The organism is Loktanella sp. PT4BL (assembly GCF_003201935.1).
In the GTDB taxonomy this organism is placed as follows: domain Bacteria; phylum Pseudomonadota; class Alphaproteobacteria; order Rhodobacterales; family Rhodobacteraceae; genus Yoonia.
In genome coordinates this window covers 366235-383382 of sequence record NZ_QJJL01000003.1, presented here as the reverse complement: position 1 = coordinate 383382, position 17148 = coordinate 366235, and the positions used below count along the sequence as shown (strand labels likewise).

The 17148-nt window shown below is 56.9% G+C and carries 17 protein-coding genes; 6 read left to right on the top strand and 11 right to left on the bottom strand.

Features of this window, described 5'->3' with window-relative positions:
• The first annotated feature begins 85 nt into the window (after positions 1–85).
• Positions 86–472: a hypothetical protein gene (locus C7964_RS11665; RefSeq protein ID WP_110280246.1), complete on the top strand. Its 387-nt coding sequence runs from the start codon at positions 86–88 to the stop codon at positions 470–472.
• On the opposite strand, the gene C7964_RS11660 is transcribed toward C7964_RS11665, so the two are convergent.
• The 3 genes from C7964_RS11660 to clpS are packed head-to-tail and all read right to left on the bottom strand — an operon-like array spanning position 473 to position 2632.
• The gene (locus C7964_RS11660; protein WP_110279829.1) at positions 473–1276 is read right to left on the bottom strand and encodes an SDR family NAD(P)-dependent oxidoreductase; all 804 of its coding nucleotides are present in this window, start codon (positions 1274–1276) and stop codon (positions 473–475) included.
• A gap of 21 nt (positions 1277–1297) precedes the next feature.
• Entirely contained in the window at positions 1298–2266 is a 969-nt protein-coding gene (locus C7964_RS11655) for a class I SAM-dependent methyltransferase (protein WP_110279828.1), read from the bottom strand.
• Positions 2267–2290: 24 nt separating this feature from the next.
• Positions 2291–2632 (bottom strand): ATP-dependent Clp protease adapter ClpS, encoded by a 342-nt coding sequence (gene clpS, locus C7964_RS11650; protein ID WP_055294056.1) that lies wholly within the window; start codon positions 2630–2632, stop codon positions 2291–2293.
• Between the two features lie 282 nt (positions 2633–2914).
• Here clpS and C7964_RS11645 point away from each other — a divergent pair, with 282 nt between their 5' ends.
• Positions 2915–4387 (top strand): D-alanyl-D-alanine carboxypeptidase family protein, encoded by a 1473-nt coding sequence (locus C7964_RS11645; RefSeq protein WP_502693565.1) that lies wholly within the window; start codon positions 2915–2917, stop codon positions 4385–4387.
• 90 nt (positions 4388–4477) lie between these two features.
• Here C7964_RS11645 and C7964_RS11640 read toward each other — a convergent pair whose 3' ends face one another.
• Positions 4478–4939, bottom strand: a complete 462-nt coding sequence (locus C7964_RS11640; protein WP_110279826.1) for an Lrp/AsnC family transcriptional regulator — start codon at positions 4937–4939, stop codon at positions 4478–4480.
• A 124-nt stretch (positions 4940–5063) separates the two neighbouring features.
• Between C7964_RS11640 and C7964_RS11635 the strand changes: the two genes are divergently transcribed.
• Both C7964_RS11635 and C7964_RS11630 read left to right on the top strand, forming a co-directional pair.
• Complete coding sequence (locus C7964_RS11635; RefSeq protein ID WP_110279825.1) at positions 5064–5864, top strand: phenylalanine 4-monooxygenase; 801 nt, start codon at positions 5064–5066, stop codon at positions 5862–5864.
• The gene (locus C7964_RS11630) at positions 5851–6192 is read left to right on the top strand and encodes a 4a-hydroxytetrahydrobiopterin dehydratase (protein WP_110279824.1); all 342 of its coding nucleotides are present in this window, start codon (positions 5851–5853) and stop codon (positions 6190–6192) included. The genes C7964_RS11635 and C7964_RS11630 overlap by 14 nt, the downstream gene beginning before the upstream one ends.
• A gap of 96 nt (positions 6193–6288) precedes the next feature.
• Here C7964_RS11630 and C7964_RS11625 read toward each other — a convergent pair whose 3' ends face one another.
• The 5 genes from C7964_RS11625 to C7964_RS11605 all read right to left on the bottom strand — a co-directional run bounded on the left by C7964_RS11625 (position 6289) and on the right by C7964_RS11605 (position 12749).
• Positions 6289–7887 (bottom strand): ABC transporter ATP-binding protein, encoded by a 1599-nt coding sequence (locus C7964_RS11625; protein WP_110279823.1) that lies wholly within the window; start codon positions 7885–7887, stop codon positions 6289–6291.
• A complete protein-coding gene (locus C7964_RS11620; RefSeq protein WP_110279822.1) occupies positions 7884–9068 on the bottom strand; it encodes an ABC transporter permease in 1185 nt (394 codons plus the stop codon). The genes C7964_RS11625 and C7964_RS11620 overlap by 4 nt, the downstream gene beginning before the upstream one ends.
• Positions 9068–10141, bottom strand: coding sequence for a microcin C ABC transporter permease YejB (locus C7964_RS11615; RefSeq protein ID WP_110279821.1), 1074 nt, complete (start codon positions 10139–10141; stop codon positions 9068–9070). Before C7964_RS11615 ends, C7964_RS11620 begins: the two co-directional genes overlap by 1 nt.
• 9 nt (positions 10142–10150) lie before the next feature.
• Entirely contained in the window at positions 10151–12070 is a 1920-nt protein-coding gene (locus tag C7964_RS11610) for an extracellular solute-binding protein (RefSeq protein ID WP_110279820.1), read from the bottom strand.
• A 166-nt stretch (positions 12071–12236) separates the two neighbouring features.
• A complete protein-coding gene (locus C7964_RS11605; RefSeq protein ID WP_110280245.1) occupies positions 12237–12749 on the bottom strand; it encodes a c-type cytochrome in 513 nt (170 codons plus the stop codon).
• Between the two features lie 120 nt (positions 12750–12869).
• On the opposite strand from C7964_RS11605, the gene C7964_RS11600 reads away from it, so the two are divergent.
• Positions 12870–13724 (top strand): prephenate dehydratase, encoded by an 855-nt coding sequence (locus C7964_RS11600; protein WP_110279819.1) that lies wholly within the window; start codon positions 12870–12872, stop codon positions 13722–13724.
• Between the two features lie 13 nt (positions 13725–13737).
• Here the strand turns inward: C7964_RS11600 and C7964_RS11595 are convergent, their stop codons facing one another.
• Together C7964_RS11595 and nudC are read right to left on the bottom strand one after the other, a co-directional pair.
• Complete coding sequence (locus C7964_RS11595) at positions 13738–14202, bottom strand: SRPBCC family protein (protein WP_110279818.1); 465 nt, start codon at positions 14200–14202, stop codon at positions 13738–13740.
• A 21-nt stretch (positions 14203–14223) separates the two neighbouring features.
• Complete coding sequence (gene nudC / locus C7964_RS11590; protein ID WP_110280244.1) at positions 14224–15171, bottom strand: NAD(+) diphosphatase; 948 nt, start codon at positions 15169–15171, stop codon at positions 14224–14226.
• Positions 15172–15261: 90 nt separating this feature from the next.
• Here nudC and C7964_RS11585 point away from each other — a divergent pair, with 90 nt between their 5' ends.
• Positions 15262–17109, top strand: coding sequence for a bifunctional 2',3'-cyclic-nucleotide 2'-phosphodiesterase/3'-nucleotidase (locus C7964_RS11585; protein WP_110279817.1), 1848 nt, complete (start codon positions 15262–15264; stop codon positions 17107–17109).
• The last annotated feature ends 39 nt before the right edge of the window (positions 17110–17148 follow it).

Sequence of the window (17148 nt, the reverse complement as noted above, 5' to 3'; positions counted from 1 at the left end):
TGATATTGAATAACGTGTATTGTTTGTCTTTAAGCACCATAATGATCATGCAACGATGATCCAGAACAAAACCGGAGACATCTCAATGCGCCGCGCTCTTTTCATTCTTCCCCTTGCTGTCCTGACGGCCTGCGCCACCCCGCGCGAGCAGTGCATCAGTGAAGTCACACGCGATACCCGTATTCTGAGCAGTCTGATCAACGAGACCCGCGCAAATCTCGCACGCGGTTACGCCATCGAGGAACGGCAAGAGGTTCGGACGGTGCGTGAAATCTGTCGTGGGCGCAATGAGGACGGAACGACATTTACATTCCGCTGTGATGAGACCGAAACCTTCACGACAGCGGTACCTGTCGCCATCGACCTAAATGCCGAGCGCGCGAAACTGGACTCACTGGAAGAGCGTTTCGCGCAATCACAAGCAGCGTCCAATCAGGCCGTCGCTCAATGTATTGCGCTGCACCCTGAATGATTAATGCGCGGCGACTGCTGCCGGATCAATCAAGGTCCGGCCGCCGTCGACCGTAATGATCTGTCCGGTCACAAAGGCAGCGGCATCCGACGCAAGATATTGCACAGCATCAGACACCTCGCTCGGGCTTGCGATGCGGTGCAGCGGCGTGCTTTCCACAATGGCTTCGCGCATTTCGTCATGATCCTTGAGTGACCCTTTCAGGCTCGCGCTCATGACGCTGCCAAAGGCCACTGCATTCACGCGGATGCCGTGCGGTGCAAGGGCCACAGCCAAAGAACGTGTCATCTGGTCTGACGCGGCAGAGCTGACGGAATAAGCCAGCAGATCAGGATGCGTACGGCGCGCAGCAATCGAGCTGAGGTTCACAATCGACCCAATAGGTTCGCCTGTTTCGCCATCGGCCTGTTTGATCATGCGGCGCGCGACAGCCTGACTTACGCGCAGTGCTGTCATCGCGTTTTGCTGGAGCAGTTCCTCGACAGAGTTATCGTCAGGATCAAGGGGGTCGGTTTCCATCACCTGCCGCGCGGCATTGACCAGGATATCCACACGCTCAAACGCATCAATGGTGGCGGACAGCAGGTTCGCAATCGTCAGTTTCTTCCGCAGGTCACCGGCAAAGATGAGGATGTTCTCTTCCTTGTCAGCCTCATCCCCGATTTCATGGATCAGTGTTTTCTCATCCATGTCAGCGAAAACGACATTCGCGCCCATTCTGACAAAATGACGTCCGATGGCCAAGCCAACACCATTGGCTGCACCCGTCACAATTGCCGTCTTTCCAGAAATGGAAAATGACATCTTTGCTCTCCCTTGATCCGCTCAGCGCTGTGGCCGATTGGCGTGGAATATTTTGAATGCACCATTACCCGCGATCATGTCCACATTGCGGAAACATTCGGTCAGGGTCGCCTCATAAGGCAAATGGCGGTTGGCAACCATCCAGAGTTTGCCATGCGGGGCAAGCAGGCGGGCCGCCGCTTGGATAAAGCTGCGCCCAAGGCTCGGATCAGAGGCGCGGGAAGTGTGAAACGGGGGGTTCATCACGATGCCATCGTAGCCGGATCCGTCAAACTGCGTCGCATCTGCCCAATGGAAATGGACGCGCGGGTCGCTGACATTCAGCTTGGCGCATTGCAAAGACAGCGCCTCGGCCTCGATCAGATCAAGCGATTTCACCCCGTCGCGCGCCAGAACGGGTGCGGCCAGATACCCCCAGCCAGCACCCAGATCAGCCATGCGCGCAGGCAGCTTGGCAGGAAGCGCCTCGGCCAGAAGGGCCGAGCCCGCATCAACAGCACCGTCCGAGAACACACCGGCAGATGTGAAATAGCCGTGCGGCCCTTTCGCAGGTTCAGGTGCTGTCCAAGCGGCAAAAGCATCTGTCGCGGCAAACCAGAAAATCCGCCCGTGGCCCTTGGGGATTGAGGGCAGGTCGCCCAAAATCTTGCGGCAGGATTTGAACAGGCTATCCACGCCATCGGTCTTTTGCCCGTCCACGATCACAAACTCGGCCTTGGCGCAGGCCTCCGCGACCATCGCGCGCGCCAGCGCTTTGGAGCGTGGCACAACGACGATAGCGACAGCGCTCTGCTGCAAATCCTGGCGGACGTCATAGCCGGCAGCCTGCCACGCAGCGACATCGGGATAAAACCCGTGCACAATGCGGATATCATCGCGCGGCAGCGCAGAGACATCATAGGTTGCTGATGGGCGCATCAGGGAAATGTTGCCCGAAGGCAACGCGATCATGCCATCTGCGATAGCGGTGCTGAGACGGGATTGGGACATCTGGGGGTGCGAATAGCGACGAGGCTATTCTTTCTCCATCGTACATTGGAGGGGATGTTGATGCCGCTGGGCAAAATCCATCACCTGCGCAACTTTGGTTTCGGCGATCTCGTGACTGAAGACGCCGACAACGGCGACACCCTTCTTGTGCACCGTCAACATCAACTCGAAGGCCTGCGCATGCGAAAGGCCGAAGAAACGTTCCAGGACATGGACGACAAATTCCATCGGCGTGAAATCATCGTTCAGGATCAGAACCTTATACATGGGCGGGCGCTTGGTCTTGGGCTTTGTCTCAAGTGCTACGCCGACGTTTCCGTCGTCGTCACCCTTTTTGTCAGCCATCATGTAAAACTCTTTGCGCATTCCATCCGCCCTGTGTGCTTGGCGTTATATATAAGGCACAGGTGGGGCATGAAAACCCCATCTGTCACAATCAATAACATGCCGTGAAAGACGGGAAAATCAGCTATCTTGCGCCATGATCGCGCCACCTTACTACATGTTGCGAGTATAGGCGAGAAGCGCCGGAAAAGTCTTTGAATTTAGGGTATTTTCTGAAAACGCGACTTATGCTAGCGTTTGCTCATAACAATAAGACCACCGGAAAAATCCGGGGTCATTGAGGCAGAAAAAGAGGCAAGCGACGTGACAAGTCGTCTGGGACAGCGGGCCCTCAGCGGGCTATTTCTATGCATAATTCTGGTATGCGTACTGGTCGCACCGATCCGTGCGGCCGCAGCACCATACGCGGCCATGGTGATGGATGCGCGAACGGGTGAAGTCTTGCATTCGCGCAATGCCGATACGCCACTGCATCCCGCATCCCTGACCAAAATGATGACACTTTATGTTGCCTTTCAGGCGATCGAGCGCGGCGAGATCACGCTTGATACCCCTGTCCGCATCAGCCGTCTTGCAGCATCCGAACCCCCGTCAAAATTGGGGTTGCGCGAAGGGCAAACAATTGCCCTGCGCTTTTTGTTGCGTGCCGCTGCTGTCAAATCCGCCAATGATGCCGCCACAGCCATCGGTGAAGCGATATCGGGCTCTGAGGCTGCCTTTGCCACACGCATGAACCGCACCGCCCGTGCGATGGGGATGCGCAACACAAACTTTCTGAACGCCCACGGGCTGACCCAATCCGGCCATTTGTCGACTGCGCGCGATATGACCGTGCTGGGCCGTCACGTGATTTATGATTTCCCGCAGTATTATAACCTATTCTCGCGCCGCTCTGCCGATGCAGGGGTTGCCACCGTGCGCCACACGAACCGTCGCTGGCTGGATAGCTATGAAGGCGGGGACGGTATCAAGACGGGTTATACCCGTGCCGCCGGCTTTAACCTTGTCGCCTCGGCGCAGCGCGGTCAGGAACGTATTATCGCGACCGTCTTTGGTGGATCGTCCACATCAGCCCGGAATGCACGCATCACCGAATTGATGGACATGGGCTTTAACCGTGCACCATCTCGTGCGACGATCCGTCGCCCGAACCCACCGGCGCCGATGCTTTCAAGCTCGGATGGTGGCGGGCAGGCAAACCCCGGCAAGATCGTCCGTGTCAGCGGTCTGGTCACGCGCAGCATCCGCCCTGTTGCGCGCCCGACAAGTGCGCCGGTTTCCGAAGAAATCCTTGTAGCTGCTGTCGATACCGATTTGATCAACGCAGCCATCGCCGATACGGTCAATGCGGCACTCGCCGAAGCGCTCGGTGCCGCAACCCCAACAGCACCACCCACGCAAGTCATTGCGAACGCTGTTCCCGCGGTCACACCTGTCCCTCGCCCCTCACCACCGACACAGGTTGCCGCTTTGACACCCCAAACTGCCATCACAGACACAGGACCAGAGGTTGTGACACGCATCTCGACGTCCGGTGGGCGGCATTGGGGTGTCAATGTGGGACGGTATAACACCCGTCATGACGCGGAACGGGTCCTGCTGAGGGTTGCACTCAACGAAATGAGCGCGCTTGACGGCTCGCTCCGGCGCGTGGTGCAGCGGTCCGGCGGCTTTGACGCGAACTTTATGGGGCTGACCCGTGAAGGGGCGGATCTGGCCTGTCGCAGGTTGCAGGCGCGCGGAACCACGTGCTTCATGATCGGATCCGAAGGGTAGGACACGGTCACAGCGCCACTGTTCGTCCCTTACACACCAGATTGACGTTGGCGCGAACCAGTGCCGGGTTGGGTGATTTCAAAACACCGCCTAGACGTCAATGGGAAGCCCGCCGGACACTTTCATTTGACGGAGAATAAAGTTGGTCGTGGTTGTACGAACCACACCAAGGCGGAGAATTTGTTGCATGATGAATTGCTCCAGCGCTTCCGGATCTTTCGCTGCGATCTTGAGAATAAAGTCGAAGTCACCGGTTATCGACGCACACTCCAGCACATGTTGGTCACGTTCGATAAAGGCCTCGAATGCGCTGATCGTGGCTTCGCTGTGATCAACAAGCGAAACTTGGACATGCGCAAATGCATGCAACCCGAGCTTTTTACTGTCCAGAATCGCTGCGTACCGCACAATATAGCCGTCCTCCTCCAATCGCTTCATGCGTCGCCAGCAAGGCGATGGAGATAGGCCCACTGCCTCTGACAGCTCATGCGTACTCGCGCGTCCATTGCGCTGCAGGACTTTCAGAATAAGTCGCTCAAATGTATCAAGCATGATTTGCCTCAATCCATATATTTATCGAAAAAATTTGTCTCATATTGGCTCATATTAATACTCTTAGGTAACTTTATTCTGCATTCTCACAGCATCATGCCTCAAGGAATGCGTGAGGTCAAAGATGCCGAAAGATACCAAATATGTCGCTAAGCAACCTGATGAAAACGGGTTTATCGCATATTCAGATGCCGATAATGCCGTATGGCGTGATCTGGTCGCACAGCAGCAACCGAGTGTGAATGCTCTTGCCGCGCGGGCGTTTCTTGAGGGCCAAAAGAAACTTAACCTGCCCACACACCGCGTACCGCAATGTGTCGAGGTTTCGCAGGTTCTGACTGATTTGACGGGCTGGAAAGTGGAACCTGTTTCCGCCTTGATCGGCTTTTCTCGGTTTTTCAAAATGCTGTCCGAATGCACATTCCCTGCGGCATCTTTTATCCGTGATCGCGAGAGTTTCGACTATATCGAAGAGCCTGATATTTTCCACGAAATCTATGGGCATACGCCGTTGCTGACTGACGCGCGGTTTGCCAAGTTTTCGCAGTTTATCGGCAAAACGGGCCTGGTGTGCGATAAGGCCGATTACGCGTGGTTGATCCGGCTTTACTGGTTTACCGTTGAGTTTGGATTGATCAAAGAGGGCGAAACGATCAAAGCGCTGGGATCAGGCCTTGCATCTTCACCAAGTGAGCTGGGCCACGCAATCCATGAACCATCCGTTGTGCGCAAGCCATTTGACGTGATCGACATTTTACGCACGCCTTACCGGATCGACATTAACCAACCGATCTACTTTGTGCTGGAGAGCGTCGACCAACTGCTTGAGACATGTCAGCGCGACCTGCTTGCCGATATCGCAAACGCCCGATCCCTCGGCCTGCATGCGCCGACATATCCGGAAAAGACAAATGTCAGTGAATGATTTAACGACAAAGAGCTGCGCGGCCTGCGAGGGCTGGGTGCCACCACTGAGCGATGCGCAGATTGCAGCACTCAAAGCCAAGCTTGATCCCGCATGGCACATGGACGAAAAAGCGGAAAGCCTGTCTCGGAAATTCACCTTCAAGGCATTTGCAAAGGCGGTCTATATGGCTAACCTCGCCGCCTTCATCAGTGACAAAGAGGGGCATCATGCAGATATTGCTTTTGGATGGGGCTATTGTCACGTCACATTCACGTCGCATGAACTGGGTCGTTTGTCAGAGAACGATTTCATTTGCGCAGCAAAGCTGGACGCGGCTGTTCGCTAATTGAGAATGGCGGGAGGGATCAAGCGTCCCCGTCCGCGCAGGAAGGGACAGTTCTGCTATCCCACGCGGTCGCCAGTCACGACGGTATCACTTTTCTCAGGCAACCTTACCTTCGAAAGCCGCTGCCATTAGTGCGCGCGTATATTCGGTCTGCGGCGCGTCAAAGATCGCATCGGCATCGCCTGCCTCGACGACATCGCCCTGTTTCATCACCATCACCTTATGGGACAGCGCGCGCACGACCTTCAGGTCGTGACTGATAAAAAGATAGGCCAGCCCGTATTTCTGCTGCAATTCGCGCAGCAAATGCACGATCTGCACCTGTACCGTCATATCCAGCGCCGAAGTCGGCTCATCAAGGATCAGCAATTTGGGCCGCAGGATCATCGCCCGCGCAATCGCGATCCGCTGACGCTGACCACCTGAAAACTCATGCGGATAGCGATCCATCAGTGCCGGATCGAGGCCCACTTCGGCCATGATTTCCCCAACCATATCACGGCGGTCACGTCCGGGTTCCACCCCGTGCACCCCAAGGCCTTCGGCGATAATTTCAGCCACCGTCATCCGCGGGCTGAGCGAGCCATATGGGTCTTGAAACACAATCTGCATGTCACTGCGCAAAGGCCGCATCTGGCGTTGGTTCAGGTGCTGAATATCCGCGCCACGAAAGGCGATCCTCCCTTCCGAGCTGATCAACCGCATGACCGCGAGCGCCAGAGTGGTCTTTCCCGATCCGCTTTCCCCTACAACACCCAAGGTTTCACCCGCGCGCACCGTCAGGGTCGCGTCATTTACCGCTTTGATATGCCCCACCGTCCGCTTGAGCAGACCACGTTGGATCGGGAACCAGATGCGTGCCTGCTCTGTTTCCAAAATCACGGGTGCATCCGGTTGCACCGGTGCCGGGGCTCCGGTTGATTCCGCAGCCAAGAGCATCTGCGTATAAGGGTGCTGCGGGTGCGCAAACAATTCCGCTGTCGGCCCTGTTTCCACAATCAGCCCGTCTTTCATCACGCAGACCCTGTCGGCGATCTTGCGCACGATTGTCAGGTCATGGGTGATGAACAGCATCGACATGCCTGCGTCACGTTTCAGATCCGTCAGCAGGTCCAGAATTTGCGCCTGAATGGTCACGTCCAGCGCAGTCGTCGGCTCATCCGCAATCAAGAGCTCCGGCCCATTCGCCAGCGCCATCGCGATCATGACCCGTTGACGCTGCCCGCCCGAGAGTTGATGCGGATAAGACCCGAGGCGGCTTTCAGCATCACGGATTCCGACACGCTCGAGCAGTTCGATGATCCGCGCGCGCACTGCCGGACCACGCAGGCCCTGATGGAGTTCAATGCTCTCGGCCAACTGCTTTTCAAGCGTGTGTAGCGGATTGAGCGAGGTCATCGGCTCTTGGAAGATAAAGCTGATGTCATTGCCGCGCACACGGCGCAGGGCACGCTCATCCGCACCAACCATTTCTTCGCCTGCGTATTTGATCGACCCTGCCATTACAGCACTGTCGCCAAGCAATTGGACAGTGGACAGCGCGGTTACGGATTTTCCTGACCCGCTTTCGCCCACAATCGCGACGGTTTCACCCTTTTGCACCTGAAAGGACACACCTTTTACCGCATGGGTTGGCGTGCCTTCCTGCCGGAAAGCAACGCGCAGATCTTTTACATCAAGGATCGGGGTGGTCATGATGCTCGGGCCTTTGCCGCTTCGGTCTCAAAAAGCGTGTCGTCCTTCACCACGTTGCCATCCGCCACAAAGGTTTTGCGCGGGTCAAAGGCATCGCGCACGCCCTCAAAGATGAAGACCAGAAGCGACAGCATGATCGCGAACGTAAAGAAGGCGGTAAAGCCCAGCCACGGCGCTTGCAGGTTCTGTTTGGCTTGCAATGTCATCTCGCCCAGCGAGGGGGCCGAGGACGGCAGGCCGAAGCCCAGGAAATCAAGCGATGCCAGACCACCGATCGCGCCTGTCACCAAGAACGGCAGCATCGTGACCGTCGCCACCATCGCGTTGGGCAGCATATGGCGGAACATGATCGTCCGGTCGCGCACGCCCAGCGCACGGGCCGCTCGCACATACTCAAGATTGCGCGCGCGCAGGAATTCGGCCCTGACCACACCTACAAGGGCGGGCCAGCCAAACAGCACTGTGAGGAACACAAGGAGCCAGTAACTTCGCCCCAATATCGCAAAGACAATGATGATCACGTAAAGCGAGGGCATGCCCGTCCAGATCTCGATGAACCGCTGAAAGATCAGATCGGTCCAGCCGCCGAAATACCCCTGCACAGCCCCCGCCATGATCCCGATGATCGAGGCCGCAACCGTGACCGTCAGTGCAAAGGTCACCGATAACCGGAAACCGTAGATCACCCGCGCCAGCACATCGCGTTTGGTATCATCGGTGCCCAGCCAGTTGTCGGCACTCGGCGGGGCGGGCGCGACACCGCCAACATCAACGATGGTGTTGTAGGAATAAGGAATAATGGGCCAGAGCATCCACCCTGCCTGAAAGTCACCATCCAGCGTCTCGCCTGCATCCACAGCGGCGATAAGTGTCTCGGGATCATCAAAACACTCTTGCAGGCCGCCCGTGACGATCAGGCAATCGACCTCGACCTCCCCGTATCCGGCCTCGGTCGGGAAATCACCGCCAAAGTCCTGCTCGGAATAAAAGCTGAAGATCGGCATGCGGATTTCGCCGCGATAGCTCACGGCGATGGGTTTGTCGTTGGCGATGAATTCGGCAAAAAGCGACAGACCGAAGAGAATACCAAAGATGATCAGCGACCACGTCGCCCGTCTGTTGCGGCGGAAATTCCGCACACGGCGCTGGTTCAGCGGGGAGAGAAAGGGACGTCTTGCCATCAGTTCCGCGCCTCGAAATCAATGCGCGGGTCGATCAGCACATAGGTCAAATCCGTCAAAATCCCCACAACCAGACCAATCAGAGAGAAGGCAAAGAGCGTACCAAAGACCACCGGATAATCGCGCGCCACCGCCGCCTCAAAGCCCAAGCGGCCCAAACCGTCGAGCGAGAAGAGCGTTTCGATAATCAGCGACCCACCAAAAAACACCCCGATAAACAGCGCCGGAAAACCCGAGATCACGATCAGCATCGCATTGCGAAAGACATGACCGTAGAGCACACGGCTCTCGGAAAGGCCCTTGGCGCGGGCTGTGATCACGTATTGCTTTTTGATCTCGTCAAGAAAGCTGTTCTTGGTCAGCAACGTCAACGTCGCAAAGGCCGAGATCGTCGAGGCCAGCACAGGCAACGTGATGTGCCAGAAGTAATCAAGCACCTTACCGATCAAAGACAGCTCTTCGAAATTGGCCGAGGTCAGGCCGCGTAGCGGGAAGATGCGGAAATAAGAGCCGCCTGCGAACAGAACGATCAGCAGGATCGCGAACAAGAACCCCGGGATCGCGTAACCCACGATGATGGCGCCGGACGTCCATGTATCAAAAGGCGTGCCGTCTTTAACAGCCTTTTTGATCCCCAGCGGGATGGAGATCATATACGCGATCAAAGTCGACCAAAGCCCCAAGGTGATCGAGACCGGCATTTTTTCCAGCACCAGATCAAGGACGCTGATCGACCGGAAATAGCTCTCGCCGAAGTCAAACCGAATGTAGTTCCACATCATGTTGAGGAAGCGTTCAAGCGGGGGTTTGTCAAAGCCGAACTCACGCTCGAGATCAGCGATGAAATCCGCAGGCAGACCGCGCCCGCCGATATAGTCGCTGTCACCGCTATCAAGCAATTCGCTCCCGCCGCCGGAAATGCCTTCAAAGACATCACCGCCGCCCTCGAGTTCGGCCAAAATCTGTTCGATCGGGCCGCCCGGGACGAATTGCGTCAGCGAAAAGTTGATGATCATGATCCCCAGAAGGGTGGGAATCACGAGCAGCAAACGCCTGAGGATATATGCTCCCACGTCAGTACCTTACTGGAACGCACCGGCGGCGCGCAGCGTGGCCCCTGCCTCTGCATCATACCACCAGTTGTCAAGCGGCGCCAAACCAAGCGGCGGCACCTCTTTGAAACGGTACATGTCATAATAGGCAACGGTGTGCACACCCTTTTGCCACTGCGGGATCCAGAACCGTTCAGCGCGCAACACGCGATCGAGAGCACGGGTGCGGATTGTCAGATCCTCCAATGTCTCCGCCGCGACAATCTCCGCAATCAAACGGTCCGCTGCCGGCAGTTTCACGCGCATCGGGTTGCGCGAACTGTCTTCTGCCGCAGCAGAACCAAAGAACTGCGCCAGTTGCTGACCGGGTTCATACCCCTGCCCGAGCGAGGCATTGACGATATCGAATGTGCCTGCGCGACGGCGTTCAATGAATTGCGAGGTGTCGACACGCTCGAGCTTGGCATCCACACCAAGGCGTTTGAGGTTCTCCACAATCGGGTTGATCACGCGGTCAAACTGGGGCGAGCGCTCAAGGAACGTCACCTCAAGCAGCTCACCATCTTTGCGGCGCAAACCATCATCACCGGTGATCCAGCCCGCCTCATCAAGCAACGCCGAGGCTGCCCGCAGCGCGCGACGGTCAAGCGGACGGTCCGTGGTGCTAGAGGCAGGTGGAATAACCGCTTCATCAGTCAGGATGGCCGCATCAAGCAGACCTTCATCGACCAGCGGCTGGAGGATCGCGATTTCCTCCGGCGATGGCGCGCCCACGGCCTTGAGGTCTGAATTGTCCCAGAACGATTCAGGACGTTCATAAAGACCATAAAACAGTGTTTCGTTCATCCATTCGAAGTTCACCATCAAGGTGATCGCTTCGCGCACACGCTGATCCTGAAACTTCTCCTGATTGAGATTGAACACAAAGCCCTGACCCGTGCCGATGTTCCCGTCCGGCAGCTCTTCAACATTCACCCAGCCTTGCTCGCGTGCCGGAAAGTCATAGCCCGTTGCCCACTGCAAAGAGCTGTTTTCATCGCGGAAAGTGTAGATGCCGGACTTGAAGGCCTCAAACGCCGCACTGCCGTCGGCGAAATACTCGACGCGAACCGTCTCAAAGTTATTGCGGCCCTGGTTGATCGGCAGATCAGCAGCCCACCAGTTCGGATCATAGCGGTAGACGATCTGCCGTCCGATATCGACCGTATCCAGACGATAAGGTCCTGTCCCCATGAATGGCGCATCAGCGGTTTCATCCAGACGCACCTTGTTGGCCTCAAACCACGCCTGCGACCATGCCGATGTGCCGCCTGCCCAGGTCACTACATCACGGCGCGGCGCCTCTGGCGTAAAGTTGAAACGGATGCGGTGGGTATCGAGCACTTCGACGCTCTCGATAAACTGCGAATAGACCGAACGATACTCGGTGATCCCCTGCTCCAGCGGCAACTCGAACGAGAACTTGATGTCCTCGGCGGTCATCGTTGTCCCGTCCCAGAACTTCACATCGTCGCGCAGGTTAAAGATAACCCAGTCGCGGCTTTCGGGATATTCCAGCGTTTCGCAAAGATAGCAGTAGGCGCCATATGGGTCATCAAGCGTCGAGGTTAGCAAAGATTCGTAGCCGATTGTGGCCAGAGCCGCAGGGACGCCTTTGCGTGTGTAGATGTTGAAGCTGTCAAAAGTGCCCTGTGCGGACTGCGAAAACTCGCCGCCTTTGGGCGCATCGGGGTTCACATAGTCCAGTACCGTGTCAGGTCCGTACTTCAGTTCGCCGAAGTTGGTGTACCCGTGGCTGACCGTGATTGTCTCATGTGCATCCGCAAATGCCTCGCTGCCTGCCCAAAGTGCGGCCACGCCAATCACAGACCCCAAGGCCCAGTTTCGCAGCTGGTGCTTATGGGCAGTTTGGACCTTGGTTTGGGCACTTGAACGGGGTGGCTTCTGCATCAGTGTCTCCGAGTTTTAGGCGTGGTTTCATGACTACATGAAGTAAATGGAGAGTTTGGCAAAGTTTCAAGTTGAGTTTCTGTGAACTCGCAGTGAGAAAACTGTAATATTCCAACAAAAAAGGCCGCCCAAGCGGACGACCTTCTCTTTTCCTGCAGTGCGGTAATTAGCCGCCGATTGTTGCGAGATAGGCAATCAGGTTCGCACGGTCTTCGACAGCCCGCATCCCGTTATAGCTCATTGCTGTACCCGGTGCGTAACCACGTGGGTTTTCAAGGAAGGCGTTGAGTTCCTCTGGGGTCCAGACATCGGTCGCTTCGGCAAGTGCGCCAGAGTAGTTGAAATCATCATAAAACTGGACCGGACGGTTCACGACGCCGTAAAGCGCGGGACCTGTGCCGTGTTGTCCGGATTCAAGCGCGTGGCAAGACCGGCAGCCGCGCCACAATGCCTCACCATCTGCGGCACTTGCAGAGGCATAGACAACCGAGAACGGCACCTCTTCGACAACTTCGACTTCTTCACCTTCAGCGCCCTCTACCTCGATCACATACGCTTGCTCTCCGTAGTGCCCGCCGCTGTGATAGATTTCTTCGGCCAACCACGCTCCCAGCAAGAAAACGAGGAAAGTGCTGCATAGACCGCCGATAATTTTGGTCGTTGTCATTGTGTCGAACATGTCGCGTTCCATTCAGTAGAAAGTTTCGTGGGTATCTATCCGCTTCCCACACTAGGTTGCAAGGTATAGAGACGCGACCGAATGCCTCTTTTTGGGGGAAACAGCACAGAGAACACACGAATGTCTCAGAAAATCGCATTTCAGGGTGAATTGGGCGCTTATGGGCACGAGGCCTGCGTGACCGCGCGGCCGGACTATGACCCCCTGCCTTGCACCACTTTTGAAGCTGCAATCGACGCGGTTCGCAGCGGGGCGGCTGATCTTGGCATGATCGCGGTCGAGAATTCGACTTATGGCCGCGTTGCAGACGTCCACTCGCTCTTGCCGGAAAGCGGACTGCACATCGTGGATGAGACATTTGTGCGCGTGCATATCAATCTTCTTGGCAAGCAAGACGCATCGCTTGGCGATATCAAGGAGGCCCACGGCCATCCTGTGATCCTGCCACAGTGCGGGGAATTCCTGCGCGCGAACGGGATTACACCACGCACCAGCACAGACAACGCCCGCGCAGCGCGCGAGGTTGCGACTGGTGATGACCCCAGCATTGCGGCCCTAGCCTCGGAGCTTGCGGCCGAGATCTATGGACTCAAGGTTCTGGCCCGCCATATCGAGGATCATGCGCGCAACACGACGCGGTTTTTGATCATGGCACGCCAACCCGACTATACCCGTCGCGGCCCATCGGGGATGATGACGAGTTTTGTGTTCCGCGTGCGCAACATTCCCGCCGCACTTTACAAGGCAATGGGTGGTTTTGCCACGAATGGCGTCAACATGACCAAGCTGGAAAGCTATATGGTGGGTGGCGAGTTTACGGCGACACAGTTCTACGCCGAAATCGAAGGGCATCCCGATGATGCCAACGTCAAACTTGCAATGGAAGAGCTTGGCTATTTCACCGACCATCTGCTGGTGATGGGTGTCTATCCTGCTGCGGCCAGACGTCACGAAAAGGTGGCAAGCGGCGCGTAATCCGGCAGACGGATCACTGGCCGCGCCGGTAATCATCCTCGACGGTTTCGGCGTAATCAAGCACGCGTGCCTTGAACCGCTTGTTCATCTTGGTCTTGGCTAACTTGAGCGATTGAAGCAAAAGACGCGCCGTCAATGTCCTGGCCTTCAATTCGAACGACACCATCACGCGGGTCCGTGTGGCCGATAGCGGGATCAGTTCAATCTCTGTATCTGCGTTCAGGCCGTCTGACTGGCTCTCGATCCGGATAGCGTGGTCCACATCCAGCGTGGTCAGTTCAGCCTGAACATTGCGCGCCCGTCCGCGAAAATCAAAGGCGATGTCCCAGATCGTGCCAACCTCGGGTGCCGCGTCCGACCGTCGCTTTACCGCGATTCCTTGGCGCAGCGCGCGGCGTTCAAAACCGGCAAAGTCGCTGACACGCCCGTAAACATAAGAGATAGGCGCCTCGATATCCTCGCGCGTGCTCAACTTCATCGGGGTCTCCTTCGCCTCTTTCTAATCCAGCCGGTCCGAGAGCCATGCCTGAAGCAGGAAATGCGCAATCGCCCCCTTGCGCGCAGGCAAAAGCTTGGGGTGGTTGCCTGCAAAGGCCTCGGCCATCTCCTCGCGCGTTACCCATATCGCATCTTCGATTTCATCAGGGTCAATCGTCAGGTCCTTGTTCAGCGCCTCACCCGCGCAGCCGAACATCAACGAGGCCGGAAAGGGCCAAGGCTGGCTTGCCAGATAGGATACAGCGCCCACGCGCACGCCTGCTTCTTCAAAGACCTCGCGGCGCACCGCCGCCTCGATGGTTTCGCCCGGTTCCACAAAGCCCGCCAGCAAGGAATACATCCCCTCGGGCCATCCCGGCGAGCGCCCGACCAGCACGGCATTGCCGTAGGTAATCAACATGATGACAACCGGATCGGTGCGCGGAAAATGATGTCCGCCACAGGCCGCGCAATTGCGCTGCCAGCCACCCATTGCCATCGCACTCTCAACCCCGCACCGCGCGCAGAACCTATGGGACCTGTGCCAATCCATCACCGCCTTGGCTGTCGCGGCAAGTTCGGCATCACGGGGCGACAGGCGGGTCATGATCGCCCGAAGCTCAGCAAAAGCGGCGTCCGGAACGGCTGGATGGTGCTGCTCAGACGGGTCAAGGAAGGTGTTCAGTGTCTCTGCATCCAGATTGTGCGGCGTCCACGCCGAAAAATCTGCAGCGAACACCAGTGCGCCATTGTCGCGACCCAAAAGGATCATGTCTGCCGCCGCATCCACCATCGCTGCGTGATCAAGGGGCAGACGCACCAAAGCATCACCCAAAATCATCGGTTTGCCGCGCCACATCAGGATCGCGCGCGCATCGCACTGCCCCCGCAACTGATCCGCCTGACCGCGCAATTCTGCGGCCCGATCAAGGCCCGATCCGCCAAATGTAACCGTTTCTGCAATCTTCATTGCGCCGAAATGCCACGGACCTTGCACAACTACAATTTTTTTCCGACCGTATCTTGTAGCGGTCGCGATATTTCACTCTAAGGTTGCGCTATGAAGAGCCCCCGTTCCTGTGCCGTGCAGTCCCCGTCAGGGCGTTTGCGTTTGCTTGAGACAACAGACCTGCACATGCAATTGCTGGACTATGATTATTTCGCGGACCGGCAGGACCCGACCACCGGATTGATGAGGCTGGCCGACCAGATAGCAGCGTTGCGAGACGATCCTTTGGTCACGACAATCCTGTGTGACAACGGCGATCTCATTCAGGGAAATCCGCTTGCGGATTTTCTTGCGCAAAACCTGGAGCCCGATCAGACCCATCCGATGATCGCAGCGCTGAATATGTTGCGATACGATGCCATGACACTGGGCAATCACGAGTTTGACTACGGGCCAGCGTTCTTACGGACAGTCCTGTCAAAGGCCACGTTTCCCGTGGTTTGCGCCAATGTGCCGGCCTTTCATGGCAACGATCTTGTTAAACCTTTCGCGATTTTGGAGCGGAATGTGCTTTGCGATGACGGCAGCAGATACCCCATCAAGGTTGGCATCATCGGTTTCGCGCCGCCACAGTTTGCCGGTTGCTCTGGCGACAAAAGCAAACCCGCCTTCAATGCAACCGATATCCGCATGGCTGCAGAGGAAATCGTCCCGCAAGTCAAAGACGCCGGTGCCGATGTCATTGTGGCCCTTTGCCACTCAGGTATCGGTTTGGCGGACAATATCGCACATATGGAAAACGCAGCACTGCCTCTGGCACAGGTTGCGGGCATTGACGCGCTCTTGCTCGGCCACACCCATGAGGCCTTTCCCGATGCCAGCATTGTCACAAACGGGCCGGCCGATTTCGCCGGGGGTCGTCTGCATGGCAAACCCGCTGTGATGGCCGAATTCGGGGCGCAATCATTCGGCGTCATTGAAATGGATCTGCGCCGAGAGCCGCATGGCTGGCAGGTTACAGATCATCAGGTCCGGCTTGAAAAGGCTTCATTGCGCAATGGCCCCGAGAGCAAACTATGCCAAGACCTGCGCGCACTTGTGACGGCTCCTCACATAGCAACCGTTGCGCAGATGCAAGAAACGGTGGTGCACACAACCGTGCCCATCACGAGCTATTTTGCGACGATCCAGCCGGACCTCAGTCAACAGCTCCTCGCGCAGGCGATGCAGCGGGCAGTCAGCGCAGCGCTCGAGGGTTCGCGCGCGCCCGTTCTGGCAGCAACATCGTCATACCGGTTTGGCGGGCGGAGCGGGCTTGGGCATTACATCGACATCCCCATAGGCCCGATCACCTTGCGCGATGTGGCCGCCATTTTTCCCTTCGCGGATCATCTTTGCGCGGTGCGACGCACGGGGAAACAACTGCGGCTCTGGCTGGAACGTGCCGCCGCGCATTACAACCGCATGCAACCGGGCCAAAGCGATCAGCCACTGATCAACCCGCAAAGTGCAGGCTATAATTGCGATGCGATCTTTGGCCTGTCTTACCAGATCGATCTCACGCAACCTGCGCGCTATGACACTCAAGGGCGAGAGATCAACCCTAACGCAACGCGCATCGTGCAGTTGCGCTTTCAGGACAAAACCGTAGAAGACCGCGATGTTTTCATTGTGGCCACTAACAGCTTTCGCGCAAAAAGCGGTGGCGGTTTTCCAAAGATCGCACCCGATGACATCGTCTATACGTCCCGGCAAACCCTGCGTGATATCTTGATCAAAGACCTCAAAGCCGCTGGATCAGTGACCGCAAAGCTGCACTCCAACTGGGCTTTCGCGCCAATCCCGAACACCGCTGCGACACTTGTCAGTGCACCGCAGGCACGGGATCACATCACGGGTCCGATCACCTACATCCGGCAGGAAGCAGATGGACGCGCAGCATATCGCATCAACTTCTGACGTCTTGCAGAACGACCAAAACAGGCCTATATCCTCCCA

Bases quoted from the DNA above. Each gene is read 5' to 3' on its own strand.
- C7964_RS11665 (WP_110280246.1), top strand. From the start codon at position 86: ATGCGCCGCGCTCTTTTCATTCTTCCCCTTGCTGTCCTGACGGCCTGC.
- C7964_RS11660 (WP_110279829.1), bottom strand. From the start codon at position 1,276: ATGTCATTTTCCATTTCTGGAAAGACGGCAATTGTGACGGGTGCAGCC.
- C7964_RS11655 (WP_110279828.1), bottom strand. From the start codon at position 2,266: ATGTCCCAATCCCGTCTCAGCACCGCTATCGCAGATGGCATGATCGCG.
- clpS (WP_055294056.1), bottom strand. From the start codon at position 2,632: ATGCGCAAAGAGTTTTACATGATGGCTGACAAAAAGGGTGACGACGAC.
- C7964_RS11640 (WP_110279826.1), bottom strand. From the start codon at position 4,939: ATGCTTGATACATTTGAGCGACTTATTCTGAAAGTCCTGCAGCGCAAT.
- C7964_RS11635 (WP_110279825.1), top strand. From the start codon at position 5,064: ATGCCGAAAGATACCAAATATGTCGCTAAGCAACCTGATGAAAACGGG.
- C7964_RS11630 (WP_110279824.1), top strand. From the start codon at position 5,851: ATGTCAGTGAATGATTTAACGACAAAGAGCTGCGCGGCCTGCGAGGGC.
- C7964_RS11625 (WP_110279823.1), bottom strand. From the start codon at position 7,887: ATGACCACCCCGATCCTTGATGTAAAAGATCTGCGCGTTGCTTTCCGG.
- C7964_RS11620 (WP_110279822.1), bottom strand. From the start codon at position 9,068: ATGGCAAGACGTCCCTTTCTCTCCCCGCTGAACCAGCGCCGTGTGCGG.
- C7964_RS11610 (WP_110279820.1), bottom strand. From the start codon at position 12,070: ATGCAGAAGCCACCCCGTTCAAGTGCCCAAACCAAGGTCCAAACTGCC.
- C7964_RS11605 (WP_110280245.1), bottom strand. From the start codon at position 12,749: ATGTTCGACACAATGACAACGACCAAAATTATCGGCGGTCTATGCAGC.
- C7964_RS11600 (WP_110279819.1), top strand. From the start codon at position 12,870: ATGTCTCAGAAAATCGCATTTCAGGGTGAATTGGGCGCTTATGGGCAC.
- C7964_RS11595 (WP_110279818.1), bottom strand. From the start codon at position 14,202: ATGAAGTTGAGCACGCGCGAGGATATCGAGGCGCCTATCTCTTATGTT.
- nudC (WP_110280244.1), bottom strand. From the start codon at position 15,171: ATGAAGATTGCAGAAACGGTTACATTTGGCGGATCGGGCCTTGATCGG.
- C7964_RS11585 (WP_110279817.1), top strand. From the start codon at position 15,262: ATGAAGAGCCCCCGTTCCTGTGCCGTGCAGTCCCCGTCAGGGCGTTTG.